Raw genomic sequence first — 19,519 nt, forward strand, 5'->3', positions numbered from 1 at the left:
CCCCTGCTCCCTGCCCCCTGCCCCCTTGTAGATGTAGTTTTTTATAGTTAATGTTTATTTCCGTAGGAATTTTGTAAAAAATGCACACATAAAGGTGAAAATCGAAGACAGAGTTATTTCTTGCTTCATCCAAGTTGTACTTGACTCATGAATGTTTCTCTGGCTAAGGATCTGTCTGTTTATCAACTAGTTATGGGAGTGCAAGCGCCCCCTAAACCATTGTCCCTCAGTCCTGCTACTCTGCTATCACTAGTGAGAGCGCAAATTGACTTACTAATTGAGCAGCAAATTGCAGCCACTTTATGGGTAAAGCTACCACCAGAAAAAATTTGGCAATCAGAACTAGCGCGTTATCAATCCTTGGTAGGTGGGTCTAATCTCATTTATACTTGCCAGATTGACGAGAGTGAAAAAGGGGGAAATGGGGAAGCAGGGGAAGATGAGGGAGCTGGCGTTGCAGGGGAAGAAAATACCCTGTTATCTTCCTCATCTTCCTCATCTTCTTCATCCCCCTCATTCCCTCATCATGTCCCCGTTCACCTATCACCAGATAGCCAAATGCGACGGGAAAACTTTCTGATGGTGTTATCGCCCCAGTTTTGCAGTTTAATTTTGGCTCATCGACCACTTAAAAAACACAAAAATAAGACATCAGGGAAGGTAAATACTAATAAAAACCAGCCGTTACTAATTATAAATAGTCTTGAAGGGAGAGTAATTCAGCAAGTATTAGATGGTATAGAACAAGCGATTACGCCAGAATCATCCCCAATTTCTGTTGATTTTACTTGTCCAACTGCGCCCCAAGGCGCACTGATGAATCAACTGTTTGCAAAACAACTACTGCGACAAGATGAAATTAATCGTCAAATCATCGCAGTACGCACTACCAAGTTGCAGCAGCAAAATCAAGAACTACAAAACAAAGAGCAACTAAAAGATGAATACCTAAAAAATGTGTGTCAGGAATTGCGTACACCCTTGACGCACATGAAGACAGCACTTTCATTATTGAATTCCCCTAATCTTAAACCCCCCCAGCGACAACGTTATTTACAGATGTTAAATACCCAGTGCGATCAGCAAAATTCCCTGATTACTGGTTTGTTGGAACTGGTGCAGCTGGAACGTAATTTAGAAGGAACACCTTTAGAGTCGGTGCGACTCTCAGAGATTGTGCCTGGAGTAGTTAGTACATACCAACCTCTAGCCCAAGAAAAAGGAATTATGCTAGCCTACACCGTACCCACTGAACTTCCATCTATTTGGTGTGTGAGTGGTGGGCTGAAGCAGATTGTGATTAGTCTGCTGCATAACAGCATTAAGTTTACTCCTAATGGGGGTGAAGTATGGGTGCGTGCCCGAATTCAAAGCGATTATGTCCAATTAGAATTCCGCGACACAGGTATCGGTATTGCCGAAAGCGAGATTCCTAGAATCTTTGACCGATTTTATCGTGTGCGTACAGCAGCCAATGAAGATTATGGTGGTGCTGGGTTGGGATTAACAATTGTACAGCAATTGCTGGTGCGCTCTGGCGGTTCTATTTCTGTGAAAAGTAAATTATATGAAGGTTCCACATTTACAGTACAACTGCCAAGCGTTGGCGATACCCCAAAAGCGATCGCAATAGAAAATGAGTGATGAGTTACAATTATCCCCTGAGTTAACTTTGTGGTGCTATAGCAATCCTATTTGAGTTATAAAAATTTTAGTCATTAGTCATTACTACTAATGACTAATAACTAGATTTCCTCATGGAAATTCAAGAAAATTAGCGATCACAAAAGCGTGCCGGAAGACTTACGATGAGTTAAGCTTACCGATGATTCTTAGCTAGAAGTTTTTGGTAGCGCGGCGCTAATTTGGCGGAGCATCATAACTTGCCAATAAGGTACAGGAGCCAGCAATACAGTACCAGTTCCCTCAAAACTATTCACGAGAAACTCACCAGAAGTCATCGAACCTAAAAGAGATTTGGTAGCTTTTTCAACGCGATAATTTAAGCTAGCTGTGCGAGCGATCGCAAAATTTCCATCGACAACTAATCGGTCATTTCGTAAATTTATTACTTCTACAGGGCCTTGTGCTGCCATCACTACTGTACCCCTGCCTTTGACTTTTGTTTGAAACAATCCCTCACCACCAATTAAGCCTGATACAAATTTGTTGCGTTCAATTCCTACTTCTATACTGCCATCACTAGCCCAATAAGCGCCACTATCTAAAATCCATTCACTACCGTCTAATTCTAAAATGTGATATCCCGATAAAGAAGGCTCTAAATATAATTCACCAGTGCCTGTATATGTCGGACGGAAAATGTTTTCTCCCGTGGCTAGGGATTTTAAAAACCCGCCTGCTGAAGGGGCTTTAGATTGCATCTGAATGTTGCCACGTATATAGTACATAGCACCAGATTCAGTTCGGACTGTTTCGTTTTGTAAAGTTACCTTGACTAAACGTAAGCCTTCTTTCTCGATTACTTCAAAACTTGCCATAGTTTTTCTTTTGATGTTTGCAGAAATGTGTACTTGGTTATTAACCATAATTTATATACATTGTTGACATCTATTTTTACAGATGGCAATTCAGAAAAATTTAATTAGATTGTTAAACAAAGTCTATTTGATGAAGATGAATTATCTGTGTTCAAAAAAAAATAGGTCAACGTAATTAAACATAAAATTCTTAGTAAATAGATATCCGAATTATCTGAAAAGTTGGGGATCTATTATTGTGTTTTATATCTACTCATCTACTGTTTAATTTGGCGTGAGTTCTACGGGTTATATTGCAATACGGTTCAATTAACGCTAAAACTCTTTATCAAAACCAATTTTTTGAACGTAGACGCAAAGCAGTGAAGCAGCGTGCTCTTGGGGGTTTCCCCCATGAGCGACTGCTGTTAGCGCAGCGTTAGCGACGTTAGGAGCGTCACCCGGAGGGCTTGCCGCAGGCTACCGCCAAGGACGCAAAGAGAAGAAAGAAGAGAAAAAAGAAATGCTTAACTAAACTGTATTGGGTTATATTATGTCCGTATAAATTAGTCGAATAAAAAGACCTCTCCCTGGCTTTACATAATAAAGCCAGGGAGAGGTTTATCGAACTCAGGTTAATTTAGAGTGAATATTTATAATTTTGAAAAATAGTTAATGAATCTTCACTCCTAAGCTTTAGCTCCAAATTGATGTTTATTGCTAACTTCTAGAGGGAGGAAAATCGTCAAAACTTCCCCATAGTGTGGACGCTGGCGCACAATCAGTTTGCCGCCGATCGCTTGAAATAAATGCTTGGTTGCGGCGATATTCAAACTAATCGTACCCGTTTCTGGTTGGAACATCAACAATTGGCCTAGAGCTTTGCGAATTGGTGGGGTTGCAGGTATGGCGGCTTTACTTGAATCTCTGCACCCAAATTGGGGCGATAATTGTAACTTAAGTTGATCTCCCGCCGGGATAACTTGTACTTGAATATGGCTACCAGCAGGTAAGCTGCGAGTGAAATTTTCTATCAAACCAGTGAGTACCTGATCCAGCATCATCGGATTACTTACTACAGTTGGTAGTTGCTGGGGTAAAATAACATTTAAAGTTAAGTTCCGCCGATGCGCTGCTTGTTCCCAACGGGGAATGCTCTGCTGCAACACTTGATCTAAAGACATCGGCGTGAGTTGAGTTTTTGGCGATTTTGCTGAGGTAGTAGTTTCCAATTCCGCTGCTTTAAAGAGCAACTCCATGCGATCAATTTGTTCGGTACACTCGTGATCAATAATTTTTAAGCGATTGATCACGCTAGCATCTAAGTCTCGCCGCTTCAGCAGTAAGCGAGTCATGGTGCGAATAGTTGTTAAAGGTGTGCGGACTTCGTGAGCGAAAGCTTGGAGCAATTCCACATCAGGATTTGGGGATTCGGTTTTGGGAATTAGACATGGGTTATTCTCTTTGTCCTCCTTGTCTCCAGTTCCTAGTAAAGAGTCCTTAGTCTCTTCTGCTTCTGTTAATTCCTGAAGCAACAACTGGCTAAACTGAATCATGATGCGGCAATCTGGCGCAACCGGAGAATACTCTTGTACTAAAGTATCCAGACGGGCAAAAAATTCTGGATTAGCAAGCATGACTCTTGCTCCTAGCGATCGCCAAGCCTGCTGCACTACCTCTGGCTCAAAAGAGAATGAAAAGGTTTTTTTACCGTTTTTGTGGGTTGCTAAAACCAGTACTAATCTAAATTTATCTGTAAAAACCAAGCAGAACTGTTCTGTCCCCAGAGGATCGGCAGGTAATAACGAAAGTACCGATTCATGGGGAGCGATTTCTTCATTTACAGACGCGGTTGCATCTGGCATCTGAAATGGCATCAGCGCCAAAGGGTTAAATGGTTTTGCGGTAAAAGTTACTGTTTGTAAGCTTTGAGTTAGTTTTGGCTGACTAAATAAGGGTGCTGGTGCAGCTAAAACTAATCCTTGGGTTGTGTCAACCGAATCAGATGCTAAAGTATTTAATAGCAAATGTTCTGTCGCTGCTAGACTGACACGCCACTGCCGCTCTGCTTTAGCAGGTGAACATTCAGCTACACTTGATTGATTTTCAGCCAAGATTTCGCTCAGACTTGGCAATATCCATTTGTACACAGGCTTTCACCCCTTAATTCAAGAGCGACTAACAGCGTCTAGGTAGACATTTCACTACTACCTAAGAGGTTATAGCTATTTGTGTAATGACGACAGTGGTAGAACCGAACAATTCGGGCGCAATTTCCCCTCTAAGTGCGATGTCTACGACGGGCTACGCCTACGCACTTAGGGACTGAAAAACATTGGCACTGACTTTTAGCCATAGGCGTGGCGATCGCAGATTGATGATTGTGCTGATTTCGCTTCTTGAACGGGGATTACAATTACAAACTCTGCACCCTCTCCCGGTGAAAAGATCCACCATGTTTTTCAGTAATTATCTGGTAGCTGATCGATAATCCCATACCAGTTCCCCTACCAACTGGTTTTGTGGTGAAAAAAGGATCAAATAAACGCGACTGGATTTCTTCTGAAATTCCTGATCCATTATCAGCAATCCGAATGATACTTAGCTATCTTCAATTGTTGATGAGCATTAATCGCACCAGTAATTACTGAGAGAGTAGCTATTCCTAGAATTCCCGAAATTAATTTTTGACTAATTTTCATTCCTTGCTCGAAACCTCAAGTGCTGGCTACTGCGTTAATTCAGTTTTGGGGAGTTTGCCCTGATTTTAAAATTCCCACATGTGTGCCTGGAAGCTACAGAGTCAACAGCCATTAGCCAAATCTTTAATTTGGAGCTATGCGCCGTAGGCGATCGCATTTTTTGAGTAGATTAACAATAGACCATCTCAAAGGCACTTTATGACTTCTTTTAATTCAGTTGAAGATTTGGTACTAGTTGCTGGTGCGACTGGTGGAGTGGGGCAACTGGTGGTAGGCAAGTTACTAGAAAAGGGTTTGAAAGTTCGGGTTCTGACACGCAATGCCGCAAAAGCTGAAGAAATGTTTAACCAGAGAGTGGAAATTGCCGTTGGTGACATCCGCCAGCCAGCTACACTGCCAGCCGCAACGCAAGATATAAGCCACATCATCAGTTGTACTGGAACCACTGCCTTTCCCTCTGCCCGATGGGAGTTTGACCAACCCCCAAACTTGATTGAATGGGGCATCACTTTCCTTAACCCCAAATCTAGTGAAGCAAAAGCAAAGAATAGTCCGGCAAAGGTCGATGCCCAAGGTGTGAGCAACCTAGTGGCAGCAGCACCCCGCAATTTGAAGCGGTTCGTTTTCGTTTCTTCTTGCGGAATTGAGCGTAAAAATCAGTTCCCTTTTAGTGTTCTTAATGCTTTTGGCGTGTTGGATGCCAAACAGAAGGGCGAAGAGTCCATTATTAACTCAGGATTACCCTACACCATTATCCGTCCAGGACGCCTGATTGATGGGCCTTATACCTCATACGACCTCAACACTCTACTGAAAGCAAAAACTGGAGGTAAATACGGTGTTGTTGTAGGCACTGGGGATACACTTTCGGGTGATACCAGTCGGATTGATGTAGCAAACGCTTGCGTAGAATGTCTTTTACACCCAAGTAGTTCCAGGAAAATTTTTGAAATAGTCAACCAGGGACAAAGACCGCCTGCTATTAACTGGGAAACTCTTTTCTCTGGGCTTGAGTAAGTGCTGAGTAGTATTTTCTCCAATGCCCAATGCCCAATACCAAAATATTGTCGATTAATACGGAATTACTGATCGGACTTACGCATTGACAAGAAATACCAAATATGAATTAAGGTTAAAAACCATATCTTTCGTAAGGGCACAGCATAGTCTATTTACGATCGCAGGATAATTAAGAAAAGCCTGAAAACTTCCTATTTTAGGTAATGCACATCACGATGCATTTCTACAGTGCGTAAGTCCTAACTGAGGCAATGCCTGCGGTGGGCTTCGCCTACGCGCCTTTTAATTTTGTTCTATTTTCGGTACTTTTGTAACTTATTATCTCTAAAGGCGGCAAACACGACTCTACCGTTACGGTTCACCCTAATTACTGAAAGTATTAATTCCCATACATTAGACAGAGTGAAGGCAATAAATCCATGAAATAACTAAAAAAACTATTTAGTTAGTTTAACCGTCCTAAGCAAGGTTCGGGAAACCACCCTTCATGGACTGGCTACCACTAAGCTTCAGTATATATATCAGCATATCTGGAGTTTTAACCCCAGAAAAGCCAAAACAAAGGTATTCATGCTGAACTGGCTGATTTATTGACCCTGTTGGTTCAAAATTTAGTCATTTATATTCTCATTCATTCATTTGTAGTTATACGGAGCCAGCACCTAAAATGGCAAAAGTAGTTGGAATTGACTTAGGAACAACGAACTCCTGCGTGGCAGTGATGGAAGGTGGTAAACCCACAGTAATTGCTAATGCTGAAGGTTTTCGGACAACGCCATCAGTAGTCGCATTTGCGAAAAATGGCGACAACTTGGTTGGGCAAATCGCCAAACGCCAAGCGGTGATGAACCCCGAAAATACGTTTTACTCAGTCAAACGCTTTATCGGACGCCGCTACGATGAAGTTGGTAACGAAGCTACGGAAGTTTCTTACAAAGTCCTCAGCAGCAATGGCAATGTCAAATTAGATTGTCCGATAGTTGGTAAACCGTTTGCTCCTGAAGAAATTTCTGCAAAAGTTCTTCGCAAACTAGTTGAAGATGCCAGCAAATATCTGGGTGAAACTGTAACCCAAGCTGTAATCACTGTTCCGGCATACTTCAACGATTCGCAACGGCAAGCGACAAAAGACGCTGGTAAAATTGCCGGGATTGAAGTTCTACGGATTATCAACGAGCCGACAGCTGCATCTTTGGCTTATGGATTTGACAAGAAGAGTAACGAAACTATCCTCGTGTTTGACCTTGGTGGTGGTACCTTCGACGTATCCGTGCTAGAAGTAGGAGATGGAGTTTTTGAAGTACTAGCCACATCTGGGGATACCCACCTTGGTGGTGACGACTTCGATAAAAAAATAGTTGACTTCTTAGCTGAGAAGTTCAAGAAAGCCGAAGGCATTGAGCTACGGAAAGATAAGCAAGCTTTACAACGTCTGACTGAAGCCGCAGAAAAAGCCAAAATAGAGCTTTCTAGTGTTACCCAAGCAGAAATCAACCTACCATTTATCACTGCAACCCAGGATGGGCCCAAGCACCTGGATACAACCCTAACTCGCGCTCAGTTTGAAGAACTTTGCTCTGACTTAATCGACCGTTGCCGTATTCCTGTGGAAAACGCCCTTCGCGATGCAAAGTTAAACAAAGGCGATATTGATGAAGTGGTGTTAGTTGGTGGTTCTACTCGCATTCCCGCAGTCCAACAGATTGTGAAGCAGGTATTGGGTAAAGACCCCAACCAAAGCGTTAACCCTGATGAAGTCGTAGCAGTTGGTGCAGCTATTCAAGCTGGGGTACTGGCTGGTGATGTAACTGGCATCTTGCTGTTAGACGTGACACCACTATCTTTGGGTGTTGAAACATTGGGCGGCGTGATGACCAAAATTATCCCCCGCAACACCACAATTCCCACTAAGAAATCAGAAGTCTTCTCCACTGCTGTGGATGGACAAACCAACGTAGAAATTCACGTCCTCCAAGGTGAACGCGAATTCTCTAACGATAACAAGAGCTTGGGAACCTTCCGCCTCGATGGTATTCCTCCTGCACCACGCGGCGTTCCTCAAATTGAAGTGGTGTTCGATATTGACGCCAACGGTATCCTTAACGTCACCGCTAAGGACAAAGGTACTGGTAAAGAACAGTCCATCAGCATAACCGGCGCTTCCACCTTGGATAAAAATGACGTTGACCGGATGGTAAGAGAAGCTGAACAAAACGCTTCATCTGACAAAGAACGTCGTGAGAAGATTGAACGCAAGAATCAAGCCGACTCTTTGGCATACCAAGCTGAAAAGCAGCTACAAGAATTAGGCGATAAAGTTCCGGCTGCTGACAAGACTAAAGTCGAAGGTTTGGTAAAAGAACTGCGGGAAGCAGTTGCTAAAGAAGACGATGAGCAAATCAAAAAGCTCACGCCAGAATTGCAACAAGCGCTATTTGCTGTTGGTAGCAACATCTATCAACAAGCTGGTGGCGGTGCTACACCTGGTGCTGAACCCCAAGATGGTGGTTCCACATCTAGTGGTAGCGGCGACGATGTAATTGACGCTGATTTTACAGAGAGCAAATAATTCCCTTACATCTTTTGGGAAGATTATTTAGTCTCACCTCATATCACCCACTCAGGCAAATCCCTGAGTGGGGATTTTTTTTTAGGAGTTATGAGTTAAAAGTTAGGAGTTTGAAGTTAGGAGTTAGGAGTACGACGCGATTAATCGCGTCTATACAGGAGTTTGAAGTTTGAGTAGAACTAATATTGATAACTCTTAATCTTAATTCTTAACTTTATTCCTAACTCCTCACTCTCAACTTTTAACTCCCTTATGCCATATCCACAAGCACCTTGGACACTTCAGGGCTATGCTATCCAAACTCTGCATTTGGTAAATGTTGACCAAGTGCGCCCTTTGATTCCCTTAGAGTTAGAAATTATTTCTGTATGGCCTGGTAAAACTCTCGCTAGTGTGTATTTATCTCATTATGGGTCAGGCTCGGTACTGGAATACAGCGAGTTAATTGTTGCCCCGGCTGTGGTTAATTACCAAAGAAAAATCGGTGGTTGGATTTCCCATATTTATGTAGATAATGCTGATTCGGTGGCTGGTGGTCGAGAAATTTGGGGACTACCAAAGGAACTAGCAAAGTTTACCTGGGAACAAGGAAAGCATGTTACTGTGCATCAGGGAAACCGAAAATTGTGTAGTCTTAACTATAATCAACAAAGCTTGGCATGGAGACAGTGGTTAAGTGCCTCTGCTTTTGGCGTCAAGGGTACTGATTTGCTGATATTCCCTGCTGAATTTGAGTCTGTATTGGGTTTGATTGGTTCTAAGTTAGAAATCCCCGCCGAAAGTCCTTTTTCTGGAATAGGTTTAGGTCAGGCTTGGTTAACTGTGCGTTGTGAGCAGATGAGTTTGCGGGTTGATGCGCCAAACGTTGTAGGCCAAATGAATATCTAGCGCTGCAAGGCGGAAGTTTGCCTAGCTTTAACAAGGGTATATTGCTTTAAGTCTTGTTAATTGAGATGTTAGCTGAATTTACGCCAAGCTGTACTAAGCAATTTCCAGGTTGAGCCTTGGGATTATTCTGAAAATATCCTAACTTCCCAACATCTGCAAGTTATGTAAAGTGGCATAAAGCCCTCCTTGTTGTATTAGTTGATCGTGGCTTCCCTGTTCAATTAATTCGCCGCGCTTTAGAACAAAAATCCGGTCTACATTACGAATTGTAGACAGGCGGTGAGCAATAATAATCGCGGTACGTCTGAACAAAAGCTGGTTTAATGCCTCTTGAACTAAAGCTTCTGTGCCAACATCTAAACTAGCGGTAGCTTCATCTAGTACCAAAATTTGAGGATTGCGAATGGCAGCCCGCGCAAATGCTAATAGTTGCTTTTGACCACTAGAAATATTTGTGCCCCGTTCTCGCAGTTGAGTATTATACCCTTGGGGTAGTTCTTCTATAAACTGGGCAATGTTGGTTTGCTCTGCTGCTTGTTGAATCTGTTCAATGGTATAACCATCTCCTAAAGAAATGTTGCTTTTAACATCGCCAGCAAACAAAAAGCCTTCTTGGAAAATTACTGCCATGTAGCGCCGCAGTTCTGCCTGTGGTACTTCCCGAATATCTACACCATCTATGAGAATACGTCCTTGGGTGGGTTCGTAGAGGCGGCACAAAAGACGGATGATTGAACTTTTACCCGCACCTGTGGGGCCGACTAATGCGACTTTTTCACCTGGATGAATGGTAAAATCTAAGTCTTTAATGACGTAATCATCATTTTTGTAAGCAAACCAGACATGATCAAAACGGATTTCTCCCAGTTCAGGCGGGGAAATCAGGTTTGGAGATTCTAGATTTGCAACGATCTCATCTATGTAGCCAAATTTTGCATCAAATATTGAGAAGCGCACATTGGCGCGATCGCGGATTTCTATCGGTTCATCTAATATATCGCCTACGCGTTCAATGGCAGTAAAACCTGCTTGAATGACCGTAAATTTTTCGGCAAAATCCCTTAAAGGATCAAATAATCGCTGGGCGTACAAGATAAATGCAGATAAAGTCCCAAAAGCTAAACTTTTTCCTAATAGTAACGAACCACCCATGCCCAAAACAGCTGCGATCGCAATCAGACCAATCCATTCCAAGGTGGCTGAAATAAATGAATCATAAAAGATGGTTTTATCCATTTGCTGAGTGTAGCGGCTGTTTGTGGCGCGAAACAATTCGGCATTAAATTTTTCCCTACGGAACAACTGCACTACGTTAATGCCAACTACATTTTCTTGTAACTGTGAGTTCAATATAGAAAGTTCTTCCCGCCCTTTGTAATTGGCTTTGCGGTACTGTTGCTGAATGTAAACTATTAACCAGCTAATTGGTAACAACATCACTAGCAGCAAGCAAGTAAGTTGCCATTCGATGGAAAACATTAAACCCAAAATCACCAGCATGGAAAATAAATTGGACACAATGCCAATTGCCCCAGTAGAAAAGACATCGCCTAAGACTTCCACATCGCTGGTGATTCTGGTGATTAATTTACCTACAGGTGTGCGGTCAAAAAAGCGTACTGCTAACGATGTCACATGCTGGAATAAGTCTTGGCGAATTGCTGCGGTGATTTGTTGCCCTAGCTTTTGTACTAAATAACCCTGATAGCCTGTTAAAATCAGTCGGCTTGCGATCGCAACTAACAATAATCCCTCCAGGATATTTAGCCCTTCGGACATGGGGCGATTCCTGAGAAATTCGTAAGTGCTTGGTTCATTGCGAATTAGGGAGATAGCTTGGCCAATCAACAGTGGTTGTACGGCATTAGCTAGGGCGATCGGTACAAGTAAGCCCATTGATAGCGCCAATAGCCGTCCGTTACGACGCGCATAAGGCACTAAACGCAAAAACAACCGCCAGTCATTTTCACTCCGACGATCTTGCGTATAAGATTTTTTGAGAGATTGATAGATGCTCATAGTAAGAGCATTATATTAATGTTTGTAAAAAAATACGCATGTTTAAAGTAGCGTTTGTCTTCCTACTCTGATACCATGCCTGAGATAGAAACTGCAAGACTGTTACTAAGACCCTATACTCCTCAAGACCTGGATGAACTTGCTCACATTTTGAGCAACCCAGCAGTTATGAGGTATTCACCCAGAGGGCCTATACCTAAAGATCAGGTAAAAGAAGTAACGCAGGAAACATTACAATTTTTTATTAAACACTGGCAACAGCACGGTTTTGGTGTATGGGCTGTAGTCGAAAAAGCTACCGTCAAATTAATTGGTCATTGTGGGCTGAATTTTTTACCCAATAGCCCTGAAGTCGAAGTTCTTTATCGGTTAGATGAAGCTTATTGGAATCAAGGAATTGCCAGCGAAGCCGCAAAGGCAAGTTTGAGGTATGGCTTTGAGGAAGTCAAGCTAGATCGTATCGTCGCCATTACTGCACCAGAACATACAGCTTCGCGTCGTGTGATGGAGAAATGCGGGTTGAAATACGAAAAAAATGCTCAGTTTTATAACTTACATGTAGCGTATTATGCTCTGGGTCGTTCCGAATGGCGAGCGGATGATTCTCTTTACATTTTGCAAATTTGAATTGGGGTAATTATGCCTGAGATCGAAACTGCGCGGCTGCAACTAAGGCACTTCAATCTAAATGACTTTGATTACCTGTTTTGTCTCTACAGTGATACAGAAGTCATGAAGTATCTGTCGCCAAGAACAAGGGAACAAACCCAGGCAAGTTTAAGCAAACATATCCAACAGTGGCAACAACACAACTTTGGGATGTGGGCAGTAATACACAAAGAAACTGGTACAATGATTGGCCGTTGTGGACTTGGGTTTCTGGAAAATACAAAAGAAGTTGAGCTTGGCTATGTGTTTGACAAGTCCTATTGGAACATGGGACTAGCAACTGAAGCATCTCTTGCAACTTTAAAGTTTGGATTTTGGGAAGTGAAGCTAGATCGGATAGTAGCGATTGCACATCCAGAAAATATCGCTTCAGTGCGTGTGATTCAAAAGGTAGGGATGAAGTACGGAAAGAATGCTACCTATTACAGCCATGAGGTAGTGTACTACGCTGTCTTACATACAGAATGGCAGCCAGATGATTCCCTTTACATTTCGCAATCTTAAAACTATCAGATCCCGCAGCCCACAGAATCATGGGCGAACCAACTGCTACAGATAAAAACCACTGCTGCAAACTCAATAAAGCTATAGAGAATATATGCTTTAGGTCTTTGCTAAGGACGCATAGCTGCGCGTTCTACTAGGTTATTTGTATTAATTACTTTATACATATCCTGTAAGTATGAGTATATATCACATTTTTCTATTTAAGTCTTATATCTAAAGATAGATGATTAAGGTTAAAATTTGGGAAACCTAAGAGAGGTTCATTCCTAAAAGATGTCCTGCCTATTTATCGCAGAATGCAACTGAGGTCAGATGACGCAACCTTTAAATCGAGTCAAAGAGTGGGAACAACGTCGTGATGAAGCAAGCCGCTACTACCAGAGGGGGAGATTCCAAGAGTCTCTGGATCTGGCAACGGAGAACTTACACTTGGCTAGATCAATTCCAGACAGAGCCAGAGAAGGTTATACATTAAACGACCTTGGTTTAGCTCACCTCAGTTGCTGGCAACCTCAAAAAGCATTAGAACGCTTTCATCAGGCGCTTTCGGTTGCTGTTGAAATTGGCAACGCGCTAGCACAAGCAACTGCACTTAGCAATCTGGGTTCTACCTACAGCCGTCTTGGACGCTTTTCGCAAGCGTTGGAATATTTTGACCAAGCACTGCCAATATTTAGGCGATCGCAAGATACTCAAAGTGAAATTTCTACTCTTAATGATGTAGCACTAATTTATACCCAGTTAGGAGAACCGAAACGGGCACTGTTGTTACAACACCAAATTTTGAGGATGCGCCGATTGTTAGGTGACTTTTCTGGTGAGGCAATAACTCTAAATGGTATTGGGTTTGCTTACAACGCCTTAGGCAAGTTTGAGGAAGCTCTAGAATTTTTTCAAGCAGCGCTTCCAATTCAACGAGCAGTCAAGAATTTGGTTGGTGAAGCAACCACTTTAAATAATATTGCCTCAATCTATCATGATTTAGGAAAACCGAAACAAGCGCTATTACTCTACTATCAAGTTCTTTTGACACGTCGAGCAATCAGCGATCGCTCTGGTGAGGCAACAACACTTCATAACATTGGTTATACCTATAGCACTCTGGCAGAGCATCGGCAAGCAATGAAGTTCTATAAGCAAGGCATTGCGATTTCTCAACAACTCGGCGATGGACTGGGAGAAATTTCAACTTTGCTGAACATGGGAAGCCTTTACGCCACAACGAAACGCAAAAAAATGGCGCGATCGTGCTATCAAAACGCCCAAGAGTTAGCAGAGCAAATCGAATATCAGCCACTCCTGGAAAAAGTACAGCAGTTTATAGATTCTTTGTAAGTTGATGCAGCAGGCTCAGATTCCCGACTTCTTTAAGAAGTTGGGAATTTTGTTGTTCGAGTTAAAGTTCAAAAAGTTCCAAACTTGGCATAACTCTAAGAGGATGTTTCCCAAATAAGCCGTGCCGGATTTTATCTGGTAGTAAAGCTCATACTTAAGTAACATATAAATTTTATTAGTACGTATATACTTTAAATAAAGACCGTTCACCTTGATGGCGATGATTCGGCTGTAACTGGGCAGCTTTTGTTAAAAGTTTTGTAATAAGGAAGCAAATGTCTGAAACCGTACAGACTCCTAAGTTTGAGTGTGTAATATTGAGTGAGCCAGGTATTAAGCTGTCGGTTAAAGAATTTTTTTCTTTTGATAGCTTTGCTTTTAGGGCTTCAGGCTACAAAAATTACAAATGTAGACGCAATAATTTAGAACTACATGAAAAATAGTTGATAGCAACGATGAAAGCTACTGATCAAGGAAACCAATCTTTAGTTCTTATTGTTGATAATAAAGAATTTAACCGTCAACAACTGCGACTTCTGCTAGAACAATCAGGGTATCGAGTGGTGGAGGCAAAAGATGGCACGGAGGCAATAAATGTTTTTCACCAATTGCACCCCGATTTAGTACTTATTGACGCCATCATGCCAGATATGGATGGGTTTGAGTGTTGCTCTGTGTTACAGAGTCTTGAAGAAAGCAAGTACACTCCAGTTTTAATGATTACAGAACTTGAGGATACTGAGTTAATTGAGCGAGTATTTCAAGTAGGCGCAATAGACTATGTTACTAAACCAATTAACTGGCAAGTTTTGCGTCAACGGGTAAGACGCTTGATTGAGCAATCGCAGCTACATAAAAAACTCCTTGCCGCTAACGAAAAATTACAGCGATTAGCTACGTTAGTTACTATCGATTTCTTAACTCAAGTAGCTAACCGCCGACGGTTTGAAGAGTATATAGACCAAGAGTGGCGACGCATGGCACGCAAACAACAGCCTCTGTCTCTCATCCTCCTTGATGTTGATTTCTTCAAATCCTACAACGATACCTATGGTCATCAGGCAGGCGATCGCGCTTTGAGAAAAATTGCTAAAGCCATAGTCGATATTGTTCAACGTCCTGCTGATTTAGTCGCCCGTTATGGTGGGGAAGAATTTGCTGTGATTTTGCCTGACACAGACGCACTTGGTGCTACGAAAATTGCCGAGAGAATTTGCTTTGCGGTGCGGAGATTGATAATAACTCATAGTCATTCACAAGTTAGTTCTCATATAACCCTCAGTGCTGGGTTGTCCACAGTAATTCCTGAGCCAGGTTCTAACTTTGAAGAAATAATTAGAGCAGCTGATAAAGCATTATATCAGGCAAAAGCAGCAGGACGCAATTGCTTCAAGCACAATAACCTACTAGTTGGCTCGACCTGGAACTATAAATGGCGTAAAAGTAGCGAAGAAATAGCTGGATATAAGCCTACGCGATCGCACCTGCAATACTAATCGGTCAAACTGCAAATGGACGCCTCGCCTTGCAGCAAACTGGTTGTGAGAAGATTTACTTTGACCGTACTTTACGTAATTCATCATGCCCCAAATCCATCAACCGCTCAGATAGTGAGAGACTCAGAATATTTAGCTATTACTTTCATCTTTATTCCCAGTTCATGGCAGACAAAATTTGTATCTTTCGTTACCGCCAACCATATATTGCTCTACAGGTTACGATCAATTAAGAAGTAATAATTTTTTATGGCATCGCCAGGAGTCTCTAAATGTTCATTAGTGAATTGTCACCTATATTCAAAGAATTTATCCAGCATCCAGTCTCATTTGTCGGTGGGTTATTCTCTGGTGTGCTTCGGCTCAATCTTGCAGAAGATCCTGTAAAAAGCTGGCTGGATCAACAGAGCCGCTCTAATAGTTACACCAGCACCACAACAGATGCACATAATGGCAAAGCAAGTGGCCCTCAACAGATTTCGATCGATTAACATACCCCTACTACAATGTCTAAGCTAGTTTTGAGGGTTTGTAGTAAGCACTAAAGTGCTTAGAAAATAAGGATTTTAGTGCTTACCTAACGGGAAAGTTAGTCGCTCATGGGGGAAACCCCCTTGGCGTCTCCCTTTAGGAGAAGACCGCGCTAACTCACGATTAACTTGTTGAGCCATCAATTTAAACTTGACATACTCCCACATTGTTACAAGCATACAATGTGGGAAAAGTTAATTTACAGCAAGCTGTACTAGTCGGTTGTCCCCTATTAAGGGATACTAAAGCCAGATAGGTAAATAGGTAAAGAAATATGGAATCCCTAACCTCTCGTATGCAGGCGGTACAGTCGCCAATTATTCCTGTGGTTGGGGAACTGATTAAAAACTCTCCTGGAACAATCTCTCTAGGACAGGGTGTTGTTTATTACAATCCACCACCGGAAGCGATAGAATTTTTACCAAAATTCTTAGCCGAACCCACTAATAATTTATACAAATCAGTTGAAGGAATTCCCCCGTTGCTGACAGCACTTGCAGAAAAATTGCAAACCTTCAACGGTATTAATATCAATGGGGAAAATTGTATCGTCGTGACAGCCGGGAGCAATATGGGATTTATGAATGCCATTCTTGCAATAACTGAGCCAGGCGATGAAATTATTCTGAATACGCCCTACTATTTCAACCACGAAATGGCGATCGCAATGGCTGGTTGTCGTGCAGTGTTAGTGGCGACAGATGAAAATTACCAACTGCGCCCAGATGCGATCGCTCAAGCAATTACTCCCAAAACGCGGGCTGTAGTGACAATTTCACCAAATAACCCGACTGGAGTTGTCTATTCTGAAGCTGCATTGCATCAAGTAAATCAAGTTTGTGGCACTCGTGGCATTTACCATATCAGCGATGAAGCCTATGAATACTTTACCTATAACGGGGTAAAACATGTTTCCCCTGGTGCATTTGAGAGTAATAGCGAGTACACCATTTCTCTTTTTAGCCTTTCCAAAGCATACGGTTTTGCCAGTTGGCGCATTGGCTACATGGTGATTCCCAAACACTTATTTGTCTCCGTCAAACAAGTCCAGGATACAATTTTGATTTGTCCGCCAGTAATTTCTCAATATGCGGCTTTAGGGGCATTGCAAGCAAAAGCGGAGTATTTGGAGAGTAATATAGGTGCATTGGCGCAGCCCGTCGTAGGCATCGCTCAAGTTCGACAATTAGTACTCGACTCCCTTAACCGCCTACAAGGTTTATGTAGCATTACACCTGCCAATGGCGCTTTCTATTTTTTCCTGAAAGTTAATACTCAGATGGATGCTTTGGAGTTAGTTAAAAGACTAATCCAGGAACATAAAGTAGCAGTTATTCCAGGTACAACCTTTGGTATGGATGACGGATGCTACCTCCGCGTTGCCTACGGTGCGCTGCAAAAAGAGACGGCAAAAGATGGTATAGAAAGATTAGTGCAAGGTTTGGAAACTATAGTTAGGAGTTAGAAGTCATCCAATTCCTGCCCCCTGCCCCCTGCCTCCTTCAAGAAGGCGTTAGACTGTGTTGGCGTACCTCGTCGGTAATCCCAAATATAAAATTGAAGAGATGCCAATTATTAATAAGTTAATTGAAATTGAAACTGAACCTAAAATTAATATTCATAATATAACATCACAAATCCAAGATTTTCTTACTTCAACATCAATTAAAAATGGACAAGTTTTAGTATTTTCTCGACACACAACAACAGCTTTAGCTATCAACGAAGATGAAGTCAGACTATTAGAAGATATAAAAGTGTTCTTGCAAAAATTAGCACCTGAATCAGACAACTATTTACATAATGACTTGCATTTAAGAGATGTCCCGGAAGATGAACCAATTAATGCTCACTCTCATTTAATGGCAATGATGCTAACAACTAGTGAGATAATTCCCATTGTGGATGGTAAATTAGCTCTGGGAACCTGGCAATCTGTATTGTTCTTTGAGTTGGATGGGCCGCGCAAAAGAACGGTATTTTTCCAAATTTCTGGTGAATAATGCAACTTCACACCTGTAATTCTCTCAAAGCAACCTAAATCTGAGAGAATTACGAACGCGACCAACAAGTATCTCAGTTGAATTTACCTACAGCAGTTAAAAACCTGAAAGAATGTTTCTAAGCATAACCTTCCTTTCCACAAATCAGAACTTTCGTTGTGACAAAGGCAGACGTAATTAGTGATGAAAAATAACGATAACTTTGTATTACATAATACTTGGTACTATGCTCTGCCTAGTAATCAGATTAAGCCAGGTATGATGATTAGCCGCATTTTTTTGGGAGAACCAGTGCTGCTAGTCCGCAGCCAGGATGGTAAAGTCTCTGCGATGACGGACATTTGTCCGCATCGTGGTGTGCCCTTGAGTTGTGGTAGATTCAATGGACAAGAAGTGGAATGCTGTTACCACGGTTGGCGCTTTGATCCGGCTGGGCGGTGTACTGCGATACCTTCTCTTGTAGAGGAGCAGCAGATGGATTTGAGGCGGTTTGATGTACAGTCATATACAGTCCGGGAAGCACAAGGGAATATCTGGATATATATGGCTGATCCCGATAATCCTCAACCTGCTTCTGAGATGGAGATTCCGGTAATTCCAGGGTTTGGTGAGCCGCACCAGTTTGTAGAAGTGGTAAAATTCCCTTGTTTTATAGATCATGCAGTGGTAGGTCTGATGGACCCTGCTCATTCACCTTATGTTCATCGCGCTTGGTGGTGGCGAAGTGAAAAACTGCACGAAGAAGTGAAGCAATTTGATGCTTCGCCCTACGGCTTTACAATGCGACGACACCGATTACCAGCGAATGGGGGTCGATTATACTGGCTAATTGGCGGTGGTGTGCCGGAAACTGAGATTTCTTTTCGTTTACCTGGAGTCAGAATCGAAGAAACCACAATTGGCAACCATCGAGTCGTTAATTTAACGGCAGTTACACCGATTTCAGACACAGAAACTGAGGTAACTTTTGCTCTTTACTGGACACTCCCTTGGGTAGGATTTTTCAAGCCACTGCTACATGTGCTGGCGCGGACTTTCATTGGTCAAGACCGAACGGTAGTGGAAAAGCAGCAAATTGGTTTGCAATATAATCCTGTGCTACGGCTGATTAAAGACTCAGATATGCAGGCGCAGTGGTACTACCAGTTAAAGCGGGAGTATGCTCGGTCTGTGGCTGAAAGACGAGAATTTGTCAATCCTGTCAAGGGTCAAATACTCCGGTGGCGTGCTTAAAATTGAGATTTACAGCATTGGTCCCTTTGCGGGATGATTTAGCAACAAAGGCTCATCTCTCCCCCTG

At 42.3% G+C, this 19,519-nt stretch carries 15 protein-coding genes and 1 pseudogene; 12 read left to right on the plus strand and 4 right to left on the minus strand.

The window, feature by feature from the left end; all coding sequences use genetic code 11:
• Positions 1-147: 147 nt before the first annotated feature.
• A complete protein-coding gene (locus ACFE90_RS15620; RefSeq protein ID WP_375501995.1) occupies positions 148-1,644 on the plus strand; it encodes a DICT sensory domain-containing protein in 1,497 nt (498 codons plus the stop codon).
• Positions 1,645-1,832: 188 nt separating this feature from the next.
• Here ACFE90_RS15620 and ACFE90_RS15625 read toward each other — a convergent pair whose 3' ends face one another.
• The 3 genes and pseudogenes from ACFE90_RS15625 to ACFE90_RS15635 all read right to left on the minus strand — a co-directional run.
• Complete coding sequence (locus ACFE90_RS15625) at positions 1,833-2,501, minus strand: AIM24 family protein (RefSeq protein WP_375501997.1); 669 nt, start codon at positions 2,499-2,501, stop codon at positions 1,833-1,835.
• A gap of 668 nt (positions 2,502-3,169) precedes the next feature.
• Positions 3,170-4,630: a sensor histidine kinase gene (locus tag ACFE90_RS15630; protein WP_375501999.1), complete on the minus strand. Its 1,461-nt coding sequence runs from the start codon at positions 4,628-4,630 to the stop codon at positions 3,170-3,172.
• 198 nt (positions 4,631-4,828) lie between these two features.
• Positions 4,829-5,079 (minus strand): annotated as a pseudogene (locus ACFE90_RS15635) (sensor histidine kinase); the annotation flags it as partial.
• Between the two features lie 301 nt (positions 5,080-5,380).
• Between ACFE90_RS15635 and ACFE90_RS15640 the strand changes: the two are divergent.
• From ACFE90_RS15640 to ACFE90_RS15650, 3 genes are all read left to right on the plus strand, one after another.
• Positions 5,381-6,199: an SDR family oxidoreductase gene (locus tag ACFE90_RS15640; RefSeq protein ID WP_375502001.1), complete on the plus strand. Its 819-nt coding sequence runs from the start codon at positions 5,381-5,383 to the stop codon at positions 6,197-6,199.
• Positions 6,200-6,869: 670 nt separating this feature from the next.
• Entirely contained in the window at positions 6,870-8,771 is a 1,902-nt protein-coding gene (dnaK, locus tag ACFE90_RS15645; protein ID WP_375502003.1) for a molecular chaperone DnaK, read from the plus strand.
• A 252-nt stretch (positions 8,772-9,023) separates the two neighbouring features.
• Positions 9,024-9,659: an acetoacetate decarboxylase family protein gene (locus ACFE90_RS15650; RefSeq protein ID WP_375502005.1), complete on the plus strand. Its 636-nt coding sequence runs from the start codon at positions 9,024-9,026 to the stop codon at positions 9,657-9,659.
• A gap of 138 nt (positions 9,660-9,797) precedes the next feature.
• On the opposite strand, the gene ACFE90_RS15655 is transcribed toward ACFE90_RS15650, so the two are convergent.
• Positions 9,798-11,678, minus strand: coding sequence for an ABC transporter ATP-binding protein (locus ACFE90_RS15655; protein ID WP_375502007.1), 1,881 nt, complete (start codon positions 11,676-11,678; stop codon positions 9,798-9,800).
• Positions 11,679-11,732: 54 nt separating this feature from the next.
• Between ACFE90_RS15655 and ACFE90_RS15660 the strand changes: the two genes are divergently transcribed.
• The 8 genes from ACFE90_RS15660 to ACFE90_RS15695 all read left to right on the plus strand — a co-directional run bounded on the left by ACFE90_RS15660 (position 11,733) and on the right by ACFE90_RS15695 (position 19,452).
• Entirely contained in the window at positions 11,733-12,305 is a 573-nt protein-coding gene (locus ACFE90_RS15660; protein WP_375502009.1) for a GNAT family N-acetyltransferase, read from the plus strand.
• A gap of 12 nt (positions 12,306-12,317) precedes the next feature.
• Complete coding sequence (locus ACFE90_RS15665; RefSeq protein WP_375502011.1) at positions 12,318-12,851, plus strand: GNAT family N-acetyltransferase; 534 nt, start codon at positions 12,318-12,320, stop codon at positions 12,849-12,851.
• Between the two features lie 315 nt (positions 12,852-13,166).
• Entirely contained in the window at positions 13,167-14,189 is a 1,023-nt protein-coding gene (locus ACFE90_RS15670; RefSeq protein WP_375502013.1) for a tetratricopeptide repeat protein, read from the plus strand.
• 455 nt (positions 14,190-14,644) lie between these two features.
• On the plus strand, positions 14,645-15,685 hold the full coding sequence (locus tag ACFE90_RS15675; RefSeq protein WP_375502015.1) for a diguanylate cyclase domain-containing protein: 1,041 nt from the start codon (positions 14,645-14,647) through the stop codon (positions 15,683-15,685).
• A gap of 272 nt (positions 15,686-15,957) precedes the next feature.
• Positions 15,958-16,176 (plus strand): hypothetical protein, encoded by a 219-nt coding sequence (locus ACFE90_RS15680; protein WP_375502017.1) that lies wholly within the window; start codon positions 15,958-15,960, stop codon positions 16,174-16,176.
• 314 nt (positions 16,177-16,490) lie between these two features.
• The gene (locus ACFE90_RS15685; RefSeq protein WP_375502019.1) at positions 16,491-17,681 is read left to right on the plus strand and encodes a pyridoxal phosphate-dependent aminotransferase; all 1,191 of its coding nucleotides are present in this window, start codon (positions 16,491-16,493) and stop codon (positions 17,679-17,681) included.
• A gap of 100 nt (positions 17,682-17,781) precedes the next feature.
• A complete protein-coding gene (locus ACFE90_RS15690) occupies positions 17,782-18,219 on the plus strand; it encodes a secondary thiamine-phosphate synthase enzyme YjbQ (protein ID WP_375502037.1) in 438 nt (145 codons plus the stop codon).
• Positions 18,220-18,402: 183 nt separating this feature from the next.
• Positions 18,403-19,452: a Rieske 2Fe-2S domain-containing protein gene (locus ACFE90_RS15695; RefSeq protein WP_375502021.1), complete on the plus strand. Its 1,050-nt coding sequence runs from the start codon at positions 18,403-18,405 to the stop codon at positions 19,450-19,452.
• The last annotated feature ends 67 nt before the right edge of the window (positions 19,453-19,519 follow it).

This window comes from uncultured Nostoc sp. (genome assembly GCF_964245445.1).
Lineage (GTDB): Bacteria > Cyanobacteriota > Cyanobacteriia > Cyanobacteriales > Nostocaceae > Nostoc.